Genomic DNA, 21,824 nt, shown 5'->3' on the forward strand with positions numbered 1-21,824 from the left:
GCGCGCGCCGATCCGGCATTCCAGGGACGCCACAGGCTCAGTGCTTTGTCTTGTGCTCGGGCAGGTCCTTGCTCTTGGTTTCGGCGAATTCCTCGAGCTGCTTTTCGCTCATCGATTCGAACATCTGCCTGGATGCTCCCCTGAGCGCGCTCACCTTGATCTCGCCGCGCTTCGCCGCAAGCGCGGCGCCGGCGGCTTTCTGCTGGGCTTTCGAAGTTGCAGGCATGGTTCAGACTCCCGATGACCGGTCCACGCATCACCTCAACATCGCAAAGATTTTGGGGAAGATTCTACCTGGACAGGCCGTTTTGTCTCTGCGCATCCGACCGGACGCACGGTGCAATCGGGAAAACCCGTGGATCGGCATCAGGTTCCGACAAAAGGCCACTCAGGCTACGGAAAGCCCAAACCCTTGCATCAGTCGACGGGTTGGAAAGTCCGGGTTCCCGGAGGTGAAAATCGCCACGTCCGGCTCGTGCTCTGGCTCGGAGTTCGTGGATGGCGCGAGGAGCGACAGCGCCCGGCGCGCGATCGCTTCGGCCGGGTCCAGCCAGTCCACCGGCCAAGGCGCCAGCCGACGGAACACATTGGCCAGGAACGGATAATGCGTGCAGGCCAGCACCACGATGTCGGTGCGCCGCCCGTCCTGCTCGATGAAACAGGGCGCAATCTCGGCCATCACGACCGCATCGTCCAGCGACGTGCCACGGATATAAGCCTCCGCCATACGCGCAAGGTTCTGGCTGCCGACAAGTCGCACATGGCATTCATTGGCAAAGGACTGGATCAGGTCGCGCGTATAGGCGCGCTTGACCGTGCCAGGCGTGGCAAGCACAGAAACGAGACCCGAGCGCGTGCGCTCCGCCGCCGGCTTGATCGCCGGCACGGTGCCGACGAAGGGCGTGCCGGGAAAGGCCGCGCGCAGGTCCGACAGCACCAGCGTGGAGGCCGTATTGCAGGGAATGACTGCGATTTCCGGCCTGTGGGTTTCGAGCAGCTGGCCGAACAGGTCGACGATGCGCCGCTTGAGCGCATCTTCTTCCCAGTCGCCATAAGGAAAGCCGGCGTCATCGGCCACATAGACGAAACGACGGTCGGGCATGAGCACCCGCGCCTCACGCAGCACGGTGAGCCCGCCAATGCCGGAATCGAACATCAGCACCGGCCGATCGGTCATGATCTCAGCGTCCCTCGTCCTTCACGGTCTCGTCAGCTTCGCCATGCGTATCACGATCTGCTTTCGCTTTCCTTTCCGGATAGCCAGCGCCGCGCGGTGTCTTGGGAGAGAAATAGTCGAGCGAGGAAATGATTCCACGCAGGAGCTTGATCTCCTCCACCGTGAAGGCCGGGCGGGTGAGCACCGCCCGCAGATTGTCCAGCATCTTCGGCTTCTTGGCTGCCGGACGGAAATAGCCGCGCGCATCGAGCGCAGCCTCAAGATGGCCGATCATGCCGTTGAGTTGCTCCTTGCTGGCCGGCGCCAGTTCCGGCCCGGAAAACGGCGTCTGCTCGCCGGTCTCGAAGCCGGACTTCATCCATTCATAGGACATGAGCAGGACCGCTTGGGCGATGTTGAGCGAAGCAAAGGCCGGATTGACGGGAAAAGTCACGATCTCATCGGCCATGGCGACTTCCTCGTTCGACAGGCCGAAGCGCTCGCGCCCGAACAGGATGCCGGTGCGCTCGCCCGCATCGGTGCGGGTGCGCAGCGTGCGGTTCGCTTCCTCGGGTCCCCGCACGGGCTTGAAACCATCGCGTTCGCGCGCCGTCGTGGCGTAGACGAAATTGAGGTCGGCCACGGCCTGCTCCAACGTGTCGAACACCACCACGGCGTCGATGACGTGGTCGGCCTTGCTGGCGGCCGCGCGCGCCTTCTCGCTCGGCCAGCCGTCGCGCGGATTGACCAGGCGCAATTCCGAAAGACCGAAATTGGCCATGGCGCGCGCCACCATGCCGATGTTCTCGCCGAGCTGCGGCTCGACCAGGATGATCGCCGGGCCGCCGGTGATCAGGGGTTTGTCGCGATCGGTACCTGCCATTGTTCTCAACTGAAGCCTGTTTTTGTCGGCCCTCTCTCTTGCACAAGTCAGTGCAAAACGGAACCTGTTGGCCGCGCCGGCACCTTCCCCGGCGGTAGCGTTTGCGCGCCCTCCCCCGCTTTGCTATAGGGGCCCGGACCCCTTAGCAAACCCGTTGGAACAATTGCGTTCCGCTCCCAGAACGAGGCAATTCAATGACAAAAATCAAGGTGGACAATCCGGTCGTCGAACTCGACGGCGACGAGATGACCCGCATCATCTGGCAGTTCATCAAGGACAAGCTGATCCACCCCTACCTCGACATCGACCTGAAGTACTATGACCTCGGCATCGAGCACCGCGACGCCACCAACGACCAGGTGACGATCGATGCGGCGAACGCGATCAAGCAGTACGGCGTCGGCGTCAAGTGCGCCACCATCACGCCTGACGAGGCGCGCGTCGAGGAATTCGGCCTCAAGAAGATGTGGAAGTCGCCCAACGGCACCATCCGCAACATCCTGGGCGGCGTGATCTTCCGCGAACCCATCATCTGCAAGAACGTGCCGCGCCTGGTGCCGGGCTGGACCCAGCCGATCATCGTCGGTCGTCATGCCTTCGGCGACCAGTACCGCGCCACCGACTTCAAGTTCCCCGGCAAGGGCAAGCTGTCGATCAAATTCGTGGGCGAGGATGGCCAGGTCATCGAGCATGAAGTCTACGACGCGCCGGGCTCGGGCGTCGCCATGGCCATGTACAACCTCGACGAGTCGATCCGCGAATTCGCGCGCGCCTCGCTGAACTACGGCCTGCTGCGCGGCTACCCTGTCTACCTGTCGACCAAGAACACCATCCTCAAGGCCTATGACGGCCGCTTCAAGGACCTGTTCCAGGAAGTCTACGAGACAGAGTTCCAGGCGCAGTTCAAGGAAAAGAAGATCTGGTACGAACACCGCCTGATCGACGACATGGTTGCCTCGAGCCTGAAGTGGTCGGGCGGCTATGTCTGGGCGTGCAAGAACTACGACGGCGACGTGCAGTCCGACACGGTCGCGCAGGGCTTTGGCTCGCTCGGCCTGATGACCTCGGTGCTGATGACGCCGGATGGCAAGACCGTGGAGGCCGAGGCCGCGCACGGCACCGTGACGCGCCACTACCGCCAGCACCAGAAGGGCGAGGAGACCTCGACCAACTCGATCGCCTCGATCTTCGCCTGGACGCGCGGCCTGGCCCATCGCGCCAAGCTCGACAACAACGCCGAACTGAAAAAGTTCGCCGACACGCTGGAGCACGTTTGCGTGCAGACCGTGGAAGCCGGCTTCATGACCAAGGACCTGTCGCTGCTGATCGGCCCGGACCAGCCCTGGCTCTCCACCACCGGCTTCCTCGACAAGATCGACGCGAACCTGCGCGCCGCCATGTCGGCCTGAGGCAGACAGCCTGAACGAAAAAAGCCCCGGAGCGATCCGGGGCTTTTTTGTATGCGCATTCGCTTTTGAGAGGCTCCGGAATTTCTGCCCCGGAGCCGAAGGATAGGCCGCGCTTACTGGAGCGCGGTCTTCACAGCCTCGATCGCAGCCTCGGCCTTGGCGGCGTCGGGACCGCCGGCCTGCGCCATGTCCGGCCGGCCGCCGCCACCCTGCCCGCCGAGCGCCGCGGACGCGACGCGCACCAGATCGACGGCGCTGAAGCGCTGGGTGAGGTCGTCGGTGACGCCCACGACCACGCTTGCCTTGCCGTCATCGGCCGCGCCGACGAACACCACGACGCCCGAGCCGAGTGACTTCTTGCCCTCGTCGGCCAGCGGCTTGAGATCCTTGGGCGAAACGCCGGAAACCACACGGCCCATGAAGCCGACACCGGAAACGGTCTCGTTCCCGGCAGCGGCGCCGTTGCCAGCGGAGCCGCCGCCAAGCGCCAGCTTCTTGCGGGCCTCGGTCAGCTCACGTTCGAGCTTGCGGCGTTCTTCGACAAGCGCCTCGACGCGCGACAGCGCGTCGGCCGGAGACACCTTGAGCGCGGACGCGATCGCCTTCAGGCGACGGTCCTGCTCGTCGAGGTGACGGCGCGCAGCCTCGCCGGTCAGCGCCTCGATGCGGCGCACGCCCGACGCCACCGCGCCTTCCGTTACAAGGCGCACGAGGCCGATATCGCCCGTGGCGGCGACATGGGTGCCGCCGCACAACTCGGTCGAATAAGACTTGCCGGCCTTGTCGCCATGCAGGCCTGTGCCCATCGACACGACGCGAACCTCATCGCCATATTTTTCGCCGAACAGCGCCATGGCGCCTTCGGCGATGGCGTCGTCGACACTCATCAAGCGCGTTACGACCGGACTGTTCTGCGTCACGATCTCATTAGCCATGGTCTCGACCCGCTCCAACTCCTCGGCCGAAATCGGCTTGGGGTGCGAGAAGTCGAAGCGCAGGCGCTCCGGCGCCACCAGCGAGCCCTTCTGTGCCACATGGGTGCCGAGCACTTCGCGCAGCGCCTCGTGGATGAGGTGGGTGGCCGAGTGGTTGGAGCGTAGCCGGGTGCGGCGCTCGCGGTCGACCTTCATCTCCACCGCCGCGCCGACGCGCACGCTGCCCTTGGTGACCTTGCCGGAGTGGACGAACAGGCCGTCGCCCTTCTTCTGAGTGTCGGTGATCTCGATGGCGAAGCCCTCGCCCGACATGGTGCCCGTATCGCCGACCTGACCACCGGATTCGCCGTAGAAAGGCGTCTGGTTGACCACGATATCGACCATATCACCGGACTGGACGGAACTGACTTCCTCGCCGTTCTTCACCAGCGCAGCGACCACGCCCTCGGCCCGCTCGGTGTCGTAGCCCAGAAATTCGGTCGCGCCGACCTTGTCCTTTACCGAGAACCACACGGCCTCGGTCGCAGCCTCACCCGAGCCCGCCCAATTGGCGCGCGCCTCTGCCTTCTGGCGCTCCATCGCCGCCTTGAAGCCGTCGGTGTCGACGGAAATACCGCGCTGGCGCAGCGCGTCCTGCGTGAGGTCGAGCGGGAAGCCGTAGGTGTCGTAGAGCTTGAAGGCAGTCTCGCCGTCGAGGCGGTCGCCGGTGCCCATCGTATCGGTCGCGTCGGAGAGCAGGTTGAGGCCGCGCGCCAGCGTCTTGCGGAAGCGCGTCTCCTCAAGCTTCAGCGTCTCCGTGATGAGCGGCTGGCCGCGCACCAGCTCGGGATAGGCCTGGCCCATCTCGCGCACCAGCGCCGGCACGAGGCGCCACATCAGCGGCTCGGCGGCACCAAGAAGCTGCGCGTGACGCATGGCGCGGCGCATGATGCGGCGGAGCACATAGCCACGGCCCTCGTTCGACGGCAGCACGCCATCGGCGATCAGGAAACTGGAGGCGCGCAGGTGATCGGCAATCACGCGGTGGCTGGCGCGGTTCTTGCCCTCGGCCTTGACGCCGGTCGCCTCTTCCGAGGCGCGGATCAGCGCCTGGAACAGGTCGATGTCATAGTTGTCGTGCTTGCCCTGCAGGACGGCAGCGATGCGCTCCAGCCCCATGCCGGTGTCGATCGACGGACGCGGCAGCGCGATGCGCTCTTCCTTCGTCACCTGCTCGAACTGCATGAAGACGAGATTCCAGATCTCGATGAAGCGATCGCCGTCCTCGTCCGGGCTGCCGGGAGGGCCACCGGGGATGCCTTCGCCGTGGTCGTAGAAAATCTCCGAGCACGGGCCGCAGGGGCCGGTATCGCCCATCGCCCAGAAATTGTCGCTGGTTGCGATGCGGATGATCTTCCGGTCCGGCAGGCCGGCGATCTTTTTCCAGAAGCCGGCCGCTTCTTCGTCGGTGTGGTAGACCGTGACCAAGAGCTTCTCGCGGTCGAGACCGTATTCCTTGGTGATCAGGTTCCAGGCAAACTCGATGGCGTTCTCCTTGAAATAGTCGCCGAAGGAGAAGTTGCCGAGCATCTCGAAGAAGGTGTGGTGGCGCGCGGTGTAGCCGACATTGTCAAGGTCGTTGTGCTTGCCGCCGGCGCGCACGCATTTCTGCGCGGTCGCGGCGCGCGAATAGTTGCGCGTCTCGAGCCCGGTGAACACGTTCTTGAACTGCACCATGCCGGCGTTGACGAACATGAGGGTCGGGTCGTTGCGCGGCACGAGCGGGCTCGAGGGCACCACCTCATGGCCATTCTTCCGGTAATAGTCGAGGAAAGTCGACCGGATCTCGTTTACGCCGCTCATGTCATTGCCTTTTGTTACGAAAAATCCGCCCACGCCGGAGGCGGAAAATGAACATGGCCTTTTAGCCTTCGCATTCTACCCTGTCCAGAACGCCGAAAGCCGACAATTTCACCAAGACGCAGCCCCCGGCACCCAGGCGGGGGCGGCCGAGCCCCCCAGGATGCAAGAAGGCCGCCGACGCGAACGCTAGCGGCCTGCCAAACTTCTTGACGATGGCGAGACTTACGCCTCTCCGGCCTCGTCGAAACCGTCCTCGCCACCCTCATCGAGCATCTTCTCGGCGATCAGGCCGGCATTCTGGCGCAACGCCATCTCGATCTCGCGCGCGGTGTCGGGATTGTCGCGCAGGAACTGTTTCGCGTTTTCGCGACCCTGGCCGAGGCGCTGCGAATTGTAGGAGAACCACGCGCCCGATTTCTCGACCACGCCGGCCTTGACGCCGAGATCGACCAGCTCGCCGGTCTTGGACACGCCTTCGCCATACATAATGTCGAACTCGACCTGCTTGAAGGGCGGCGCCAGCTTGTTCTTCACCACCTTCACGCGGGTCTGGTTGCCGACGACCTCGTCGCGGTCCTTCACCGAGCCGATGCGGCGGATGTCGAGGCGCACAGAGGCATAGAACTTCAGCGCGTTGCCGCCCGTGGTCGTCTCGGGCGAGCCGAACATCACGCCGATCTTCATGCGGATCTGGTTGATGAAGATGACCATGGTGTTGGAGCGCGAGATGGTCGCGGTGAGCTTGCGCAGCGCCTGGCTCATCAGGCGGGCCTGCAGGCCCGGCAGCGCATCGCCCATCTCGCCCTCGATTTCGGCGCGAGGGGTCAACGCTGCAACCGAGTCGACCACCAGAACGTCGATGGCGCCCGAACGCACCAGCGTATCGCAGATCTCCAGCGCCTGCTCGCCCGTGTCGGGCTGCGAGATCAGCAGGTTCTCCAGGTCGACGCCCAGCTTGCGGGCATAGACCGGATCAAGCGCGTGTTCGGCGTCGACGAAGGCGCAGATACCGCCCTTCTTCTGCGCCTCGGCCACCGTGTGCAGCGCCAGCGTGGTCTTGCCCGAGCTTTCCGGGCCGTAAATCTCGATGATGCGGCCGCGCGGCAGACCGCCGACGCCAAGCGCAATGTCGAGCCCGAGCGAGCCGGTCGGAACCGTTTCGATCTCGACGATCTTCTCATTCGCGCCGAGACGCATGATCGAGCCCTTGCCGAAAGCGCGCTCAATCTGCGACAGCGCTGCATCCAGAGCCTTTGATTTGTCCACCGATTTGTCCTCAACAAGCCGCAACGAATTCTGAGCCATGATACATTACCCCTTGGACGTCAATGAAGGCCGGAAGTTCCCCTTCGCTGAAAGATTTGTACCTTTTTTGTTCCGTTTTTGCAATAGTCATTAAGCTATTGAAAATAGCTATAATTTCATATTTGTTCTATTTTTGTACACAGCTATCACAGTTTGGTGTGTGCGTCCCGCACAGTACCTCCGGCTAGAGTGTTCTGCGCCGCGACGATTCGTTTCCGCGCATTGCCCGGCGCGCGGTGAGGTCATAAGGTCCGCGCCGGTTCGTTTCGACAGGACACAGGCATGAAATCTCCCAGCATTCTGGCGGTCGGCGGCGCGCATGTTGACCGGCGCGGCCAGGTCAGCGGCGTCTATGTTCCGGGCGCCTCCAATCCCGGCGTCATGCACGAGGATATCGGCGGCGGCGTCTTCAACGCGCTGCGCAACGCTGTGCGCCGCGGCGCCGAGGCCTCGCTGATGTCGGTGCGCGGCGGCGACGCGGCCGGCGAGATGGTGGCCCGCGCCATTGCTCAGGAAGGCATTTCGGACCTCTCGGCCGTGTTCCTCGACCGCACGACGCCTAGCTACACCGCAATCCTCGACCGCGACGGCGACGTCATCACCGGTTTCGCCGACATGATGCTCTACGAGCTGGCGTTCCCCAAGCAGATGCGCCGTTCGAAGATGCGCGAGGCGGTCGCAGACGTAGAAGCCATATTGTGCGACGCCAACCTGCCGGCCGAGGCTCTTCGCAGCCTGGTGGGCGTTGCCGGGGACAAGCCGGTCTTCGTCATCGCCGTCTCGCCGGCCAAGGTGGTGCGGCTGACCGGCCTGCTTTCCGGCCTTGCCTGCCTGTTCATGAATCGTCGCGAAATCCGCGCGCTCGCCGAAACCGATGACACCGACATCGCGGCCGCGATCAGTGTGCTGCGGCAGCGCGGCCTTGCGCGAGGCGTCGTAACCGCCGGCGAAAGCTCGGTCATAGGCTTCGATGGCGACCAGCTATTTTCCATCACGCCGCCCGCCGCGCGCAAGGTGGTGGACGTGACCGGCGCGGGCGATGCGCTGGCCGGCGCCACCACAGTCGCCATGCTGCGCGGCCTGCCGCTGCGCGAGGCACTGCGCGAAGGTGTCGCAGCCGCGGTGCTGGCGGTGGAGAGCGACAAATCCGTGCCTGATTTGTCGCCGAAGGAATTTGCCGCAGTGCTATCCCTTGTACCCAAGGCTAGGGAATTGCATGAAGGCGCCCCAAACGGAGACATCTCATGACGCCAGAAACCGCCCGCCCCTTCGTTGACATCCACGCCCCGGTCGCCGAGGCGCTCGCTTCGGGCAAGCCGGTCGTGGCGCTCGAAAGCACCATCATCACCCACGGTATGCCCTATCCGCAGAACAGCGAGATGGCAGCCAATGTCGAAAAGATCATCCGCGACGAGGGCGCGGTGCCGGCCACCATCGCCGTCATCGACGGCCGCCTGAAGATCGGCCTCTCCGATGCCGAGCGCGAGGCGCTGGCCAAGACCACCGGCACCATGAAGCTTTCGCGCGCCGATCTCGCCTTCGCAGTGGCGCAGGGCCGCACGGGCGGCACCACGGTGGCTGGCACCATGATCGCGGCGCATCTGGCCGGCATCCGCGTCTTCGCCACCGGCGGCATCGGTGGCGTGCACAAGGGGGCGGAAAAGAGCTTTGACATCTCCGCCGACCTCGACGAGTTGGCGCGCACGCCGGTGGTCGTCGTCTCGGCCGGCGCCAAGGCCATCCTCGACATCGAAAAGACGCTGGAAGTGCTCGAAACGCGCGGTGTGCCGGTCGTCGCCTTCGGCTCGGACGTCGTGCCCGCCTTCTGGTCGCGCGTCTCGCCCTATGCCGCTCCGCTGCGCCTCGATGCGGCCGACGACATCGCCAGCTTCTTCCGCACGCGCCAGGCGCTCGGCATCGAAGGTGGCATGCTGGTTGCCAACCCGGTGCCGGCTGCCGACGAGATCCCCGTCGAGACCATGGCCGGCTACATCGATGCCGCGCAGCGCGATGCCGAGGCACAGGGCGTTTCGGGCAAGGCGGTCACGCCCTTCCTGCTCTCCCGTATTCTCGAACTGACCAATGGCGCCAGCCTGAAGACCAACATCGCGCTGGTCGAAAACAACGCGCGCCTCGCCGCAAAGATCGCCCGCGCGCTGTAAGCGTTCCAGGTCTTGGCGGCGGTCTTTACCGCCGCCGATAAAAACGCTTGCCTATTTGCCCGCCCTCAGGCCGGCCTCATAGGCCTTACGCGCCCAGTTAGCCATCTCGTCAGGATCGTCGACAGCACTCTCGGGCACTGTCCAATAGGGCATGGCCACTGTCTTGCCGTGCCGCGAGCCGACATTGGTCCATTGCACGCATCCCGCCGCCTCGAAGTCGGGGGCGCTCTCCGCATCGGCCTTGAGCATCAACTCGCCGCGGAGCTCGAGGGCGAAGATGACGCCGTTGAAATAAATTCCCTTGCCGCCGAATATCCTGCGCACGCTGACAGGGCCAAGGCCTGCAAAGAGATCGACAATATCGGCTTCCGTCATGGCGTCCTTCCCCTACATTCCAGCACAGGCCCAACCAGCGGAAGAGGGAAGCACCAATGCCGATGTTGCTCAAGGGATCATGCAGTTGCGGCGCCGTTCGTTTTGAGATGAAAAGCCACACGCCCGTGCCATATCAGCTTTGCTATTGCTCGATATGCCGGAAACAGCAAGGCGGCGGGGGCTATGCGATCAACCTGGCGGGCATTTACAATACGCTGAAGGTCGAGGGCGAGGAACATCTCGGCCTTTATCGCGCGACCATCTGCGATGAAGAGACGCCGAGGCCGGAGGTTTCCTCCGGCGAGCGCCGATTCTGCAAGCAGTGCGGCTCGGCGCTCTGGCTCTACGATCCGACATGGCCGCACCTGATGCATCCCTTCGCCTCGGCGATCGACAGCGAGTTGCCCACGGCGCCGCAGCGCGTGCATCTGATGCTGAAATACAAGGCGTCGTGGGTAGAGCCCGACATCCGGCCGGGAGATACCGCGTTCGACCTCTACCCGCCGGACTCCATCGCCGGCTGGCACAAGCACCACGGCTTGTGGGTGGAATGATGCAGCGTCAGGCGCCGCCGCCGGCGCGCGCCTCGGCAAGCTGCTTCAGGTCGGCAGGCTTGAGCTCGACGGACTCGCCGCAGCCGCAGGCCGAACTCTGGTTGGGGTTGCGGAAGGTGAATCCGGTGCGCAGCGTCGTCGCCTCGAAATCCATTTCCGTGCCGAGCAGGAACAGCGCCGCCTCCGGCGCGACATAGACATGGGCGCCGTCGCGTTCGATGTGGTCATCTGCGGGATTGGGCTCGGTCACCAGATCGACCGTATATTCCATGCCCGCGCAGCCGCCCTTCTTGACGCCCAGGCGGATGCCATTGGCGTTCTCGCGGGTGGCCACGATCTCGTTGACCCGGGCCGCAGCCCGTTCGGTCATGGTGATGACGGCAAAGCGTCCCATTCTTCTGTCTCCATGCCAGGCAGGTTAAAGGCCTGCCGGATATTGATGCGATCAGGATGGTGAAGATTCGGGCTTCATGCAAGCCGCGATCAATACCACCCGACGGCCACCTGAGCCTCTTCCGACATGCGGTCCGGCGTCCATGGCGGATCGAAGGTCATGTTCACCTCGACGCCCGAAACGCCTTCGACGGCGCCCACCGCATTCTGCACCCAGCCGGGCATTTCGCCCGCCACGGGGCAACCGGGGGCGGTCAGCGTCATGTCGATCTTAACCGTGCGGTCGTCCTCGATGTCGATCTTGTAGACGAGGCCCAGTTCGTAGATATCGGCCGGGATCTCGGGGTCGTAGACGGTCTTCAACGCCGCGATGATGTCATCGGTCAGGCGCGCCAGTTCCTCGGCGGGAATGGCGGATACCGACCCGGTGCCCTGCCCTTCGGCAGGAGTCTCGACTGCAGCGCTCATATCGTCCATCGTCGTCATCCGAAGAATTTGCGCGCCTTTTCAAGCGCTTCGGCCAGAACGTCAATCTCGGCCCTGGTGTTGTACATGCCGAAAGATGCCCTGCATGTGGAGGTTACGCCAAACCGTTTCAACAGCGGCTGCGCGCAATGGGTACCAGCGCGCACCGCAACGCCCTGCCGGTCGATGATCATCGACACGTCATGGGCATGAATGCCCTGGAGCTCGAACGACACGATGGCGCCCTTGCCCGGCGCATCGCCGAAGATGCGCAACGAGTTGATGGCGCGCAGGCGTTCATGCGCGTATTTCTTGAGGTCGGCCTCGTGCGCGGCGATCGCCTCGCGGCCGATTTTCTCCATGTAGTCGAGCGACGCGCCGAGACCGATCGCCTGGACAATGGGCGGCGTACCCGCCTCGAAGCGGTGCGGCGGCTCATTGTAGGTGATGTTGTCCTCGGTCACTTCGAGGATCATCTCGCCGCCGCCCTGGAAGGGGCGCATGCGCTCGAGAAACTCGCGCTTGCCGTAGAGCACGCCGATGCCGCTCGGGCCGTAGACCTTGTGGCCGGTGAAGACGTAGAAGTCGGCGTCGAGATCGCGAACGTCGACCGGCAGATGGACCGCCGCCTGGCTGCCGTCCACGAGAACCGGGATGCCCCGCTCATGAGCGATCCGCACGATCTCCTTGATCGGCGTGATGGTGCCCAGCACGTTGGACATATGGGTGATCGCCACCAGCTTGGTGCGGTCGGTGAGGCGCTTTTCGAACTCCTCGATGTGGAACGCACCCTGGTCGTCCACCGGCACCCAGACCAGCTTGGCGCCCTGCCGCTCGCGGATGAAATGCCACGGCACGATGTTGGAGTGGTGCTCCATGATCGACAGCACGATCTCGTCGCCCGCGCCGATATTCGGCATGCCGAAACCGTAGGCGACCGTGTTGATCGCCTCCGTGGTCGACTTAGTGAAGACGATCTCTTCGGCGCTACCCGCATTCAGGAAGCGCCGAACCGTCTCGCGCGCCTTCTCATAGGCGTCCGTCGCGGCATTGGAGAGGAAATGCAAGCCTCGATGCACATTGGCGTATTCGTTGGCGTAGGCATGGTTGACCGCATCAAGCATCGCCTGCGGCTTCTGCGCCGAGGCGCCGCTGTCCAGATAGACGAGCGGCTTGCCGTAGACCTCGCGCGACAGGATGGGGAAGTCGCGGCGCACGGCCTCGACGTCAAAGCCCCCAACGATATTCGCCGGTGCATTCATGGTTCACCCGTGCGTCTGGAACCAGTCGACCAGCAGCGCCTCAAGCGCATCGACCAACGGTTCGTCTTCCAGTTCCTCGATGACCTCGGCAACGAACGCCCTGACCAACAGGCCCCGCGCCGTCTTCTCGTCAATGCCGCGTGCCATCAGGTAGAACAGATGGTTGCGGTCGATCTCGGTGACGGTGGCGCCATGGCCGCACTGCACGTCGTCGGCGAAGATTTCGAGTTCGGGCTTGGTCGAGAACTCGCCCTCGTCCGACAGAAGCAGCGTGTTGCAGGCCATGCGCGCGTCGGTCTTCTGCGCGATCTGGTGCACGTTGATGCGGCCCTGGAACACGCCGTTCGCCTTGTCGGTGACGACGTTGCGCACGATCTCGCGCGAGCCGGTGTGTGGTACGGCGTGGTCGAGCACCATGGTGACATCCGTGTGCGTATCGCCGGCCAGAAGGTTGACGCCGCGCAACTGGAAGTCCGAACCCTGACCCTTGGTGACGACACGGATTTCCTGCCGCACCAGCTTGCCGCCGGTATTCATGATGAAGAGCGTCAGCTTGGCGTCCTTGCCGATCCAGGCATTGAACTGGCCGAGATGGGTCGCCGTGTCCGGCTGCTCCTGCACGATCACCCAGGTGATGTTAGAGCCCTCGCCGACCACCACATTGTCGACCGACGAGACGAGCGCGGAGCCCGTGCCGGTCTGGCGTTCGACGATGGTGGCGGTCACGCCCGCGCCCACCTTCACGGCGAACCGCGCATGGACCTGTCCGCCGGCCTGCACGTTCTGCAGCTCGATCGGCTTCTCCAGCACCGTCCCGTCGGCGATGTTCAGCAGCCAGCCGTCGGCCACAAAGGCGCTGTTCAGTGCACCGATGGCGTCGTCTGCGTCCTGGGGCCCGAGCGCCGGAGCGTAGGTGCCGTCGCCGAGCTTTTCGGAGACCGACGAAACCGTAACGCCCTCGATTCCGGCCGCCTTGCCGGCAGTGCCGTTAAGCAATGCCAATACCGAAGATCCCTCGATGAGCGGTGCCACCGGCGTGGCCGCCGCGGCAGCGTCGAAAGCCGGAACGGCGGTGAGCAGACGGCGCAGGTCCGTGTAATGCCAGGATTCGATGCGGCGCGTCGGCAGGCCGAACTTGATGGCCTCGATGGCGGCGTCACGCTTCAGCGTCACCTCGCCGTTGCCCGGCAGCAGCGACAGACGCTCGCCGAAGGCGTCGATCAACGCCGCCTCGGCCGGTGTCCGCGGAGGTTGTATCTGGACGTTCATGGCTCCCCTCACGCGGCCTCTTCGATGATCCCGGCGTAGCCGTTTTCTTCCAGCTCATAGGCCAGCGACTTGTCGCCCGACTTGATGACCTGGCCCTTGTAAAGCACATGCACCGAATCCGGCACGATGTAATCGAGCAGACGCTGGTAGTGGGTGATGACCACGATCGAGCGATCCGGCGAACGGAGCTGGTTCACTCCATCGGCCACGATCTTCAGCGCGTCGATGTCGAGACCGGAATCGGTCTCGTCTAGCACGCAGAGTTTCGGCTCCAGAAGCTTCATCTGGAGGATTTCGGCGCGCTTCTTCTCGCCGCCGGAGAAGCCGACATTGAGCGGACGCTTCAGCATGCCGAGATCCATGCTGAGCTGGCCGGCAGCGTGCTTCACGCGCTTCATGAGATCGGGGATCGACAGCGGATCCTCGCCACGCGCCTTGCGCTGGGCGTTCATCGCCACCTTCAGGAACTCCATGGTCGCCACGCCCGGTATCTCCATCGGGTACTGGAAGGCCAGGAAGATGCCCGAAGCGGCGCGCTCGGCCGGATCCATCTCGAGGATCGACTGGCCGTTGTAAATGATCTCGCCCTCGGTAACTTCATAGTCCTCACGGCCCGCGAGCACATAGGAAAGGGTCGACTTGCCCGAACCGTTCGGGCCCATGATGGCGGCAACCTCGCCGTCCTTTACGGTGAGGTTCAGCCCACGGATGATCTCGACGCCGGTTTCGGCAACGCGGGCATGCAGGTTCTTGATTTCAAGCATCTTTTTCTTCTTCCTGAATTCGCAATTCCGGTCAGCCGACCGATCCCTCGAGGCTGATGCCGATGAGCTTCTGCGCCTCCACGGCGAACTCCATTGGCAGCTCCTGGATGACTTCCTTGACGAAGCCGTTGACGATCAGCGCGATCGCCTCTTCCTCGGGAATGCCGCGCTGCATGACATAAAACTTCTGGTCGTCCGAAATCTTCGAGGTGGTCGCCTCGTGCTCGAACTGGGCGGTCGAGTTCTTGGCTTCCATGTAAGGCACCGTGTGCGCGCCGCACTGGTCGCCGATCAACAGCGAGTCGCAGTTGGTGAAATTGCGCGCATTGGTGGCCTTGCGGTGCGCCGAAACCTGCCCGCGATAGGTGTTCTGCGAGAAGCCGGCGGCGATGCCCTTGGAGATGATCCGGCTCCTGGTGTTCTTGCCGAGATGGATCATCTTGGTGCCGCTGTCGACCTGCTGGTAGCCGTTCGACACAGCGATCGAATAGAAATTGCCCTGGCTGTTGTCGCCGCGCAGGATGCAGCTCGGATACTTCCAGGTGATGGCGGACCCGGTTTCCACCTGCGTCCAGGAGATTTTCGAACGCGCGCCACGGCAGTCGCCGCGCTTGGTGACGAAGTTGTAGATGCCGCCCTTGCCCTGGGCGTCGCCCGGGTACCAGTTCTGCACCGTCGAATACTTGATCTCCGCATCGTCCAGCGCGATCAGTTCGACCACGGCGGCGTGAAGCTGGTTCTCGTCGCGCTGCGGGGCCGTGCAGCCTTCCAGATAGGAGACGTAGGAGCCTTCCTCCGCGATGATCAGCGTGCGCTCGAACTGGCCGGTGTTCTTCTCGTTGATGCGGAAATAGGTCGAAAGCTCCATCGGGCAGCGAACGCCCTTGGGCACGAACACGAAGGAGCCGTCGGTGAACACCGCCGAATTCAGCGTCGCGTAGAAGTTGTCGGTCGTGGGAACCACGGTGCCGAGATACTTCTTCACCAGTTCCGGATGCTCGCGGATGGCTTCGGAGATCGAGCAGAAGATAACGCCGGCCTTGGCCAGTTCTTCCTTGAAGGTGGTGACGACCGAGACGGAGTCGAAAACGGCGTCGACCGCGACGCGGCCGGACTTGTAGACGTTGTCGCCCGCTTCCTCGAACTCGCCCGGCTGCTCCTTCTGGACGCCGGCAAGGATTTCCTGCTCCCGCAGCGGGATGCCGAGCTTCTCGTAAACCTTCAGCAGTTCAGGGTCGACCTCGTCGAGCGAGCGCGGGCCCGACTGGTTCTTCGGCGCCGCGTAGTAGTGGATGTCCTGGAAGTCGATCTTCGGATATTCGACGCGCGCCCAGGTGGGCTCCTCAAGCGTCAGCCAGCGACGGAAAGCGCCCAGACGCCATTCGAGCATCCATTCCGGTTCGTCCTTCTTGGCGGAAATGAAGCGGATGATGTCTTCGTTCAGGCCTTTGGGGGCCTTGTCCATCTCGATTTCGGTCTCGAATCCGTACTTATACTGGTCCACATCGATCTTGCGGACCTGCTCGATCGTCTCCTGCACAGCAGGCATCAGCGTTCTCCATCCACGCCGGGGTCAAGGCCCGGCAGTTTTCAAACTATGGCACCGCAGGAGCGGCGTAAGTTCCATATAGTGTGCCTTGGCCGGGAATTCACCCGCCGAAAGCGCCGCAGGCGCCCCCAAGACACACCGACTTCATGGTCCAAGGACCGGTTTGCAAGGCGCTTACGCGGCTTGCGGCTTTCCGGCACGCCGGGCCAGAAAGCCCGACAGCGCCGCTGTAAACTGCGCGATCTCGGCTCGCGTGGTGGCCGGACCGATGGAAACCCGCAAGGCCCCCTCCGGCCTGTCATGCCCCATCGCCTTCAGCACATGGCTGGGACCGACCTTGCCCGATGAACAGGCCGAACCTGCCGAAAGGGCAACGCCCGCGAGATCGAAACCAATCTGCGCCGTTTCCGACTTGATGCCGGGAATAGCGAAGAAAATCGTATTGGCAAGGCGCTCGACCCTTCGCCCAAAGATTTCCGCATCGGGAGCCAGCGACAGGATCGAAGCCTCGATCTCGTCACGCAGCGCGCGGACCTCGTCCATGCGCCCGAGCGCCGCCTGTGCCTGTCTTGCTGCAGCGCCAAATCCAGCGATGGCAGCCAGGTTTTCCGTGCCGGCCCTAAAACCCTTTTCCTGGCCACCGCCGACGATCAGGGGCTTGGGCATCATCAGGTCCGAACAAGCCACGAAGGCGCCAGCGCCTTGCGGGCCGCCGATCTTGTGCGAAGAAAGGATCAGATAATCGACATAACCGGCTGAAACATCGAGTGGAATGCGCCCTGCCGCCTGCACGGCATCGGCCACGAAAACACCGCCGGCCGCCTTCACGATGCCGCCGATCTCTTCAAGCGGCTGAATGACGCCAGTCTCGTTGTTGGCGGCGTGGATCGCCACCAGAGGCAATCCTTCCCCCTTGTCGTGCGCAGCCAAGGCTCCAGCGAGCGCGTCGAGATCGACGACGCCATCGGCGTTCACACCGATATTCATCGTGTTCTCCGCACCGAAGCGGCCTCCATTCAGAACGCAGGGATGATCTGCGGCACTGACATAGAGCCGGCCCATGCGCAGGGCCGAGCGCCCCATCTGCCAGTCTGGCGTGAGCAGCGTTGTGGCCGCTTCCGTCGCACCCGAAGTGAAGACGACATGCTCCGCCTTCCCGTTGACCAGAGCGGCGACGTCCCGACGCGCATCCTCGACGATCCGGCGGGCAGCCCGCCCCTCGCTGTGCACGGAGGACGGATTGGCCGACGCATCGAGGGCAGCAAGCATCGCCGCCTGCGCCGAAGGCAGCAGCGGAGCGCTTGCATTGTAATCGAGATAGGCGCGGGGGGCAGCCATTTGCGCTCGATCGGTCCTTAAAGCCAACATTCGGGCGCTTCGAACGTTATTTCCTTGAAATTACAAGGCCAGACGTCCTATTTACCCGGTTTGCCAAACAGGTGGTCGCGCCACCAGTTTTGAACAGTTCTAAACTAGCTTGTAGGAAGGCGCTTACAGCGCGTCAAGGCCAGCGAAGGGAATTGTTTCGATCGGCAGTCAAGTTTTGCGCGAGTCAAGTGGAGTCATATATGCCTGAGGTCATTTTCGCCGGTCCGGCGGGTCGTCTGGAAGGCCGCTACCAGCCGTCGAAAGAGAAGAACGCGCCGATCGCCATCATCCTGCATCCGCACCCTCAGTTCGGCGGCACGATGAACAACAAGATCGTCTACGACCTCTTCTATATGTTCCAGAAGCGGGATTTCACCACCCTGCGCTTCAATTTCCGCGGCATCGGCCGCAGCCAGGGCGAGTTCGACCACGGCACGGGCGAGCTGTCCGATGCCGCCGCCGCGCTCGACTGGATTCAGGCGCTGCACCCCGATTCGAAATCCTGCTGGGTGGCCGGTTATTCCTTTGGCGCCTGGATCGGCATGCAGCTTCTGATGCGCCGTCCGGAGATCGAGGGCTTCATCTCGGTCGCCCCGCAGCCCAACACATACGACTTCTCGTTCCTGGCGCCCTGCCCGTCTTCCGGCCTCATCATCCATGGCGATGCCGACAAGGTGGCTCCGCCGAAGGATGTACAGGGCCTGGTCGACAAGCTGCACACGCAGAAGGGCATCACCATCACGCAGAAGACGCTGCCCGGCGCCAACCACTTCTTCGCCAATCACAGCGAGCTGCTGATCGAAGAATGCGCCGAATATCTCGACCGTCGCCTGGCAGGCGAACTGGCCGACCCGCGCCCGAAGCGTCTCCGGTAACGCTCAAAAGGAACAGCAGCCATGTACCAGCCCCCTCATTTCATCGAGACGAGGCTGGACGTGCTGCACGCCCTCATACGAGCACACCCGCTCGGCCTGCTCATTTCCAACGGCACGGAGAACGGCATCACAGCCAATCCCGTGCCGTTTTTGCTGGATTCGGAGTTTGCGCCCAGCGGCAGGCTGCGGGCGCACATGGCCAAGGCCAACGGCCAATGGCGACAGATGGCCGAAAGCCCTGATGCGCAGGTTCTGGTCGTCTTTCAGGGCGTCGACACCTATGTCACGCCCTCCTGGTACGAGACCAAGCGCGAAACCGGCAAGGTTGTGCCGACCTGGAACTACGCCATGGTGCAGGTGCGTGGCCGGGCGCGCGTGATTGACGATACCTCTTGGATCGCCGGACAAGTGACGGAACTGACCGCCACCCACGAAGCGGAACGGCCAGCGCCATGGGCGGTGACCGACGCGCCCGAGAGCTATGTCCAGGCGCAGGTCAAGGGCATCATCGGCCTCGAAATCGAGATCGCCGAAATATCCGGCAAGTGGAAAGTAAGCCAGAATCGCCCCGTCGCCGACCGCCTTGGTGTGGCAGAGGGGCTTGCAGCCGAGGACGAAACCTCGGCCGCTGAAATGGCCGGACTTGTTCGCCAATACGGCGGCTTGAACGAATAGTTCGTCTTAAGGCTTCACCAGAACTCCGCCGCTGACCGCTTCCCGGCATCCTGTCGTCGTCGGAAATGTCAGCGGCAGACCCTTCATCGACCGCACGGCCAGAAAGGCCCAGGCTTCGGCCTCGGTCGCATCGCCGTCCAGGCCGGCATCTTCCGCCACGATCACCTCGGCGCCCGTCTTCTCGGCGCCATTTCGCAGGTCTCCGACGATGTGGGGGTTCTTGCGTCCCCCTCCGCAGACGATCCAGAGTTTTGGCGCTTCGGGCACATGCTCGACCGCCTTCAGAATCGCTTCCGCCGACACGGCCGCCAACGTCCGAGCACCGTCGGACAATTCCAGCCCTGCTGCCGGTTCGAGCGTGAAATCGTTTCGGTCCAATGATTTGGGCCCGCCACGAGCGAAAAACGGGGCCGCCATATAGCTGGCGACAACCTTTGCAACAATGCCGCCCTCGCTGGCGATGGTGCCGCCGGAATCGTAAGGCACACCACCTTCGCGCGACACCCACTGGTCGATCAGCGTGTTGCCCGGGCCGGTATCGAAGGCGATGGGATCGCCGCTCGCCGGCACATAAGTGATGTTCGAAATGCCGCCGACATTGACGAAGACCATGGGGTGGCGCCTTGAGAAACGCTCGGGCAAGGAACCCGCGAGCGCGGAATGATAGGCCGGCACGAGCGGAGCGCCCTGCCCCCCATGCAACATGTCGTTGGCGCGCATGTCGTAGACCACGGGAATGCCGAGCTCCTTTGCCAGCAGTTCGCCGTCACCCAACTGCACGGTCAGGCCAAGATGCGGCCGGTGCAGAACGGTCTGGCCATGGAAACCGACGATCTCGGGCTTGCCCCACCTTCCGGGATCCGAGCCAAGAAAGGCCTCCACGGCGCGCACATGCCGAAGCGTGATCTCCCGCTCCAACTCGGCAAGGTCACCTGGCCGTTCCTCGCGCCGGTCGATTCCCTTGGCGGTTTCCAGAGATGCTTCGAGGCGACGTCGGAAAGTGGCATCATAGGGAACGAAAAACGAAGGGCCGGATTCGACGGAATTGACGCCATCGGTCCTGAGCATGGCAATATCGATGCCATCCATCGACGTGCCGCTCATCAGGCCAATCGCACAGATTGCCGACATTTTGTCCCCTGTCCTTGTGATTCTCCGCCGCCGGATGCTAAACGGCGACAGCTACACTTGCCATGTTCGCGGCAAGCCCTTCTGGCATTCTCGGGAAAAGAAAGAAATGTCCGCCTTCAAATCCGACTTCCTGCGCATCCTTTCCGAGCGCGGTTTCGTCCATCAGACCTCTGATGACGCCGGCCTCGACAAGCTTTTCGCGACGGAAGCAGTGTCGGCCTATATCGGCTTCGACCCGACGGCGCCGAGCCTGCACGCGGGCGGCCTCATCCAGATCATGATGCTGTATTGGATGCAGCAGACCGGGCACCGGCCGGTCGCCCTGATGGGCGGCGGCACCGGCATGGTCGGCGACCCGTCCTTCAAGGACGAGGCGCGCAAGCTGATGACGGTGGATACGATCCAGTCGAACATCGACAGCATCAAGAAGGTCTTTTCCAACTACCTGACCTTCGGCGAGGGCCCGCGCGACGCGCTGATGGCCAACAATGCCGACTGGCTGCGCCCGCTGAACTACCTCGAATTCCTTCGCGATGTCGGGCAGCACTTCTCAGTCAACCGCATGCTGAGCTTCGATTCGGTCAAGCTGCGCCTCGACCGCGAGCACTCGCTGTCATTCCTCGAATTCAACTACATGATCTTGCAGGCCTACGACTTCGTGGAGCTCAACAAGCGCTACGGCGTGCGGCTCCAGATGGGCGGCTCGGACCAGTGGGGCAACATCGTCAACGGCATCGACCTCGGCCACCGTATGGGCACGCCGCAGCTTTATGCGCTGACTTCACCGCTGCTGACGACCTCGTCGGGCGCGAAGATGGGCAAGTCGCTGAATGGCGCCGTGTGGCTGAACGCCGACATGCTCTCGGCCTATGATTTCTGGCAGTACTGGCGCAACACGGAGGACGCCGACGTCGAGCGCTTCCTGAAGCTCTACACCATCTTGCCGATGGATGAGATCGCGCGGCTGGGCAAGCTCGGCGGCTCCGAGATCAACGACGCCAAGAAGGTGCTGGCCACCGAAGTGACGGCGATGCTGCATGGCCGCGAGGGCGCCGAGCAGGCCGCCGAAACCGCGCGCAAGACGTTTGAGGAAGGTGCCTTCGCCGACACGCTGCCGACCGTCGAGATCGGTAAGGACGAACTCCAGGCCGGCATCGGCCTGCTGTCGCTCCTCGTCCGCGCCGGGCTTGCCGCTTCCAACGGCGAAGCCCGCCGCCACGTGCAGGGCGGCGCCGTCCGCCTCAACGACGAGCCGATGTCTGACGAGCGCCGACTGGTGACAACAGCCGACCTGACCGCCGACGGCGTGATCAAGCTCTCGCTCGGCAAGAAGAAGCACATCCTGGTCCGGCCGGCCTGACGCCCAACCGGATAGCAAGTCATGGAAAAGCCCGTCGGCGCATCGCGTCGGCGGGCTTTTCGCGTCCAGAGGGTTTTGCCGCCGCCGGATCG

Annotated in this window: 21 protein-coding genes; 7 read left to right on the plus strand and 14 right to left on the minus strand. The window is 63.4% G+C overall.

The features are described 5' to 3' along the window. Window positions 1–37: 37 nt before the first annotated feature. The 3 genes from ABLE85_RS04730 to ABLE85_RS04740 all read right to left on the minus strand — a co-directional run bounded on the left by ABLE85_RS04730 (window position 38) and on the right by ABLE85_RS04740 (window position 2,039). Window positions 38–226 carry a DUF3008 family protein gene (locus ABLE85_RS04730; protein ID WP_348791557.1) on the minus strand — a complete coding sequence of 63 codons (189 nt, stop codon included), beginning with the start codon at window positions 224–226 and terminating at the stop codon, window positions 38–40. 162 nt (window positions 227–388) lie between these two features. After that, window positions 389–1,177: a glutamate racemase gene (murI, locus tag ABLE85_RS04735; protein ID WP_348791558.1), complete on the minus strand. Its 789-nt coding sequence runs from the start codon at window positions 1,175–1,177 to the stop codon at window positions 389–391. Between the two features lie 4 nt (window positions 1,178–1,181). After that, complete coding sequence (locus ABLE85_RS04740; protein ID WP_348791559.1) at window positions 1,182–2,039, minus strand: RNA methyltransferase; 858 nt, start codon at window positions 2,037–2,039, stop codon at window positions 1,182–1,184. Window positions 2,040–2,233: 194 nt separating this feature from the next. Between ABLE85_RS04740 and ABLE85_RS04745 the strand changes: the two genes are divergently transcribed. Further along, entirely contained in the window at window positions 2,234–3,448 is a 1,215-nt protein-coding gene (locus ABLE85_RS04745) for an NADP-dependent isocitrate dehydrogenase (protein WP_348791560.1), read from the plus strand. 113 nt (window positions 3,449–3,561) lie between these two features. Here the strand turns inward: ABLE85_RS04745 and alaS are convergent, their stop codons facing one another. Next, complete coding sequence (gene alaS, locus ABLE85_RS04750; protein WP_348791561.1) at window positions 3,562–6,225, minus strand: alanine--tRNA ligase; 2,664 nt, start codon at window positions 6,223–6,225, stop codon at window positions 3,562–3,564. A 222-nt stretch (window positions 6,226–6,447) separates the two neighbouring features. After that, the gene (gene recA / locus ABLE85_RS04755) at window positions 6,448–7,530 is read right to left on the minus strand and encodes a recombinase RecA (RefSeq protein WP_348791562.1); all 1,083 of its coding nucleotides are present in this window, start codon (window positions 7,528–7,530) and stop codon (window positions 6,448–6,450) included. Window positions 7,531–7,812: 282 nt separating this feature from the next. Here recA and ABLE85_RS04760 point away from each other — a divergent pair, with 282 nt between their 5' ends. After that, complete coding sequence (locus tag ABLE85_RS04760; RefSeq protein WP_348791563.1) at window positions 7,813–8,778, plus strand: carbohydrate kinase family protein; 966 nt, start codon at window positions 7,813–7,815, stop codon at window positions 8,776–8,778. Further along, complete coding sequence (locus ABLE85_RS04765) at window positions 8,775–9,692, plus strand: pseudouridine-5'-phosphate glycosidase (protein WP_348791564.1); 918 nt, start codon at window positions 8,775–8,777, stop codon at window positions 9,690–9,692. The genes ABLE85_RS04760 and ABLE85_RS04765 overlap by 4 nt, the downstream gene beginning before the upstream one ends. A gap of 51 nt (window positions 9,693–9,743) precedes the next feature. Here the strand turns inward: ABLE85_RS04765 and ABLE85_RS04770 are convergent, their stop codons facing one another. Then, a complete protein-coding gene (locus tag ABLE85_RS04770; RefSeq protein ID WP_348791565.1) occupies window positions 9,744–10,067 on the minus strand; it encodes a TfoX/Sxy family protein in 324 nt (107 codons plus the stop codon). Window positions 10,068–10,123: 56 nt separating this feature from the next. Here ABLE85_RS04770 and ABLE85_RS04775 point away from each other — a divergent pair, with 56 nt between their 5' ends. Then, complete coding sequence (locus ABLE85_RS04775; protein ID WP_348791566.1) at window positions 10,124–10,621, plus strand: GFA family protein; 498 nt, start codon at window positions 10,124–10,126, stop codon at window positions 10,619–10,621. A 7-nt stretch (window positions 10,622–10,628) separates the two neighbouring features. Here the strand turns inward: ABLE85_RS04775 and sufA are convergent, their stop codons facing one another. The 7 genes from sufA to ABLE85_RS04810 form a co-directional block, all read right to left on the minus strand. Further along, a complete protein-coding gene (gene sufA, locus ABLE85_RS04780; protein WP_348791567.1) occupies window positions 10,629–11,015 on the minus strand; it encodes a Fe-S cluster assembly scaffold SufA in 387 nt (128 codons plus the stop codon). Window positions 11,016–11,104: 89 nt separating this feature from the next. Then, window positions 11,105–11,491 (minus strand): SUF system Fe-S cluster assembly protein, encoded by a 387-nt coding sequence (locus tag ABLE85_RS04785; RefSeq protein WP_348791568.1) that lies wholly within the window; start codon window positions 11,489–11,491, stop codon window positions 11,105–11,107. A gap of 5 nt (window positions 11,492–11,496) precedes the next feature. Further along, entirely contained in the window at window positions 11,497–12,741 is a 1,245-nt protein-coding gene (locus ABLE85_RS04790; protein ID WP_348791569.1) for a cysteine desulfurase, read from the minus strand. A gap of 3 nt (window positions 12,742–12,744) precedes the next feature. Next, a complete protein-coding gene (gene sufD, locus ABLE85_RS04795) occupies window positions 12,745–14,010 on the minus strand; it encodes a Fe-S cluster assembly protein SufD (RefSeq protein WP_348791570.1) in 1,266 nt (421 codons plus the stop codon). A gap of 8 nt (window positions 14,011–14,018) precedes the next feature. Continuing rightward, window positions 14,019–14,774, minus strand: a complete 756-nt coding sequence (sufC, locus tag ABLE85_RS04800; RefSeq protein WP_348791571.1) for a Fe-S cluster assembly ATPase SufC — start codon at window positions 14,772–14,774, stop codon at window positions 14,019–14,021. A gap of 31 nt (window positions 14,775–14,805) precedes the next feature. Beyond that, window positions 14,806–16,323 carry a Fe-S cluster assembly protein SufB gene (sufB, locus tag ABLE85_RS04805; RefSeq protein ID WP_348791572.1) on the minus strand — a complete coding sequence of 506 codons (1,518 nt, stop codon included), beginning with the start codon at window positions 16,321–16,323 and terminating at the stop codon, window positions 14,806–14,808. 174 nt (window positions 16,324–16,497) lie between these two features. Then, window positions 16,498–17,661: a cysteine desulfurase family protein gene (locus ABLE85_RS04810; RefSeq protein WP_348791573.1), complete on the minus strand. Its 1,164-nt coding sequence runs from the start codon at window positions 17,659–17,661 to the stop codon at window positions 16,498–16,500. Window positions 17,662–17,891: 230 nt separating this feature from the next. On the opposite strand from ABLE85_RS04810, the gene ABLE85_RS04815 reads away from it, so the two are divergent. Together ABLE85_RS04815 and ABLE85_RS04820 are read left to right on the plus strand one after the other, a co-directional pair. After that, window positions 17,892–18,566 (plus strand): alpha/beta hydrolase, encoded by a 675-nt coding sequence (locus ABLE85_RS04815; protein ID WP_348791574.1) that lies wholly within the window; start codon window positions 17,892–17,894, stop codon window positions 18,564–18,566. A gap of 21 nt (window positions 18,567–18,587) precedes the next feature. Continuing rightward, the gene (locus ABLE85_RS04820) at window positions 18,588–19,241 is read left to right on the plus strand and encodes an FMN-binding negative transcriptional regulator (RefSeq protein WP_348791575.1); all 654 of its coding nucleotides are present in this window, start codon (window positions 18,588–18,590) and stop codon (window positions 19,239–19,241) included. Window positions 19,242–19,247: 6 nt separating this feature from the next. Here ABLE85_RS04820 and ABLE85_RS04825 read toward each other — a convergent pair whose 3' ends face one another. Then, window positions 19,248–20,372, minus strand: coding sequence for an anhydro-N-acetylmuramic acid kinase (locus ABLE85_RS04825; protein ID WP_348791576.1), 1,125 nt, complete (start codon window positions 20,370–20,372; stop codon window positions 19,248–19,250). 106 nt (window positions 20,373–20,478) lie between these two features. Between ABLE85_RS04825 and tyrS the strand changes: the two genes are divergently transcribed. Beyond that, the gene (gene tyrS / locus ABLE85_RS04830) at window positions 20,479–21,732 is read left to right on the plus strand and encodes a tyrosine--tRNA ligase (protein ID WP_348791577.1); all 1,254 of its coding nucleotides are present in this window, start codon (window positions 20,479–20,481) and stop codon (window positions 21,730–21,732) included. Window positions 21,733–21,824 lie beyond the last annotated feature (92 nt).

Origin of the sequence: Mesorhizobium sp. KR1-2, from assembly GCF_040045035.1 — a bacterium.
In the GTDB taxonomy this organism is placed as follows: Bacteria; Pseudomonadota; Alphaproteobacteria; order Rhizobiales; family Rhizobiaceae; genus Pseudaminobacter.

Excerpts from the sequence above, each read along its gene's own strand:
- sufD (WP_348791570.1), bottom strand. The coding sequence starts at position 14,010 with ATGAACGTCCAGATACAACCTCCGCGGACACCGGCCGAGGCGGCGTTG.
- sufC (WP_348791571.1), bottom strand. The coding sequence starts at position 14,774 with ATGCTTGAAATCAAGAACCTGCATGCCCGCGTTGCCGAAACCGGCGTC.
- sufA (WP_348791567.1), bottom strand. The coding sequence starts at position 11,015 with ATGGGACGCTTTGCCGTCATCACCATGACCGAACGGGCTGCGGCCCGG.
- ABLE85_RS04760 (WP_348791563.1), top strand. The coding sequence starts at position 7,813 with ATGAAATCTCCCAGCATTCTGGCGGTCGGCGGCGCGCATGTTGACCGG.
- ABLE85_RS04825 (WP_348791576.1), bottom strand. The coding sequence starts at position 20,372 with ATGTCGGCAATCTGTGCGATTGGCCTGATGAGCGGCACGTCGATGGAT.
- ABLE85_RS04820 (WP_348791575.1), top strand. The coding sequence starts at position 18,588 with ATGTACCAGCCCCCTCATTTCATCGAGACGAGGCTGGACGTGCTGCAC.
- ABLE85_RS04815 (WP_348791574.1), top strand. The coding sequence starts at position 17,892 with ATGCCTGAGGTCATTTTCGCCGGTCCGGCGGGTCGTCTGGAAGGCCGC.
- sufB (WP_348791572.1), bottom strand. The coding sequence starts at position 16,323 with ATGCCTGCTGTGCAGGAGACGATCGAGCAGGTCCGCAAGATCGATGTG.
- ABLE85_RS04775 (WP_348791566.1), top strand. The coding sequence starts at position 10,124 with ATGCCGATGTTGCTCAAGGGATCATGCAGTTGCGGCGCCGTTCGTTTT.
- ABLE85_RS04730 (WP_348791557.1), bottom strand. The coding sequence starts at position 226 with ATGCCTGCAACTTCGAAAGCCCAGCAGAAAGCCGCCGGCGCCGCGCTT.
- tyrS (WP_348791577.1), top strand. The coding sequence starts at position 20,479 with ATGTCCGCCTTCAAATCCGACTTCCTGCGCATCCTTTCCGAGCGCGGT.
- recA (WP_348791562.1), bottom strand. The coding sequence starts at position 7,530 with ATGGCTCAGAATTCGTTGCGGCTTGTTGAGGACAAATCGGTGGACAAA.
- ABLE85_RS04740 (WP_348791559.1), bottom strand. The coding sequence starts at position 2,039 with ATGGCAGGTACCGATCGCGACAAACCCCTGATCACCGGCGGCCCGGCG.
- alaS (WP_348791561.1), bottom strand. The coding sequence starts at position 6,225 with ATGAGCGGCGTAAACGAGATCCGGTCGACTTTCCTCGACTATTACCGG.
- ABLE85_RS04770 (WP_348791565.1), bottom strand. The coding sequence starts at position 10,067 with ATGACGGAAGCCGATATTGTCGATCTCTTTGCAGGCCTTGGCCCTGTC.
- ABLE85_RS04745 (WP_348791560.1), top strand. The coding sequence starts at position 2,234 with ATGACAAAAATCAAGGTGGACAATCCGGTCGTCGAACTCGACGGCGAC.
- ABLE85_RS04785 (WP_348791568.1), bottom strand. The coding sequence starts at position 11,491 with ATGGACGATATGAGCGCTGCAGTCGAGACTCCTGCCGAAGGGCAGGGC.
- ABLE85_RS04765 (WP_348791564.1), top strand. The coding sequence starts at position 8,775 with ATGACGCCAGAAACCGCCCGCCCCTTCGTTGACATCCACGCCCCGGTC.
- ABLE85_RS04790 (WP_348791569.1), bottom strand. The coding sequence starts at position 12,741 with ATGAATGCACCGGCGAATATCGTTGGGGGCTTTGACGTCGAGGCCGTG.
- murI (WP_348791558.1), bottom strand. The coding sequence starts at position 1,177 with ATGACCGATCGGCCGGTGCTGATGTTCGATTCCGGCATTGGCGGGCTC.
- ABLE85_RS04810 (WP_348791573.1), bottom strand. The coding sequence starts at position 17,661 with ATGGCTGCCCCCCGCGCCTATCTCGATTACAATGCAAGCGCTCCGCTG.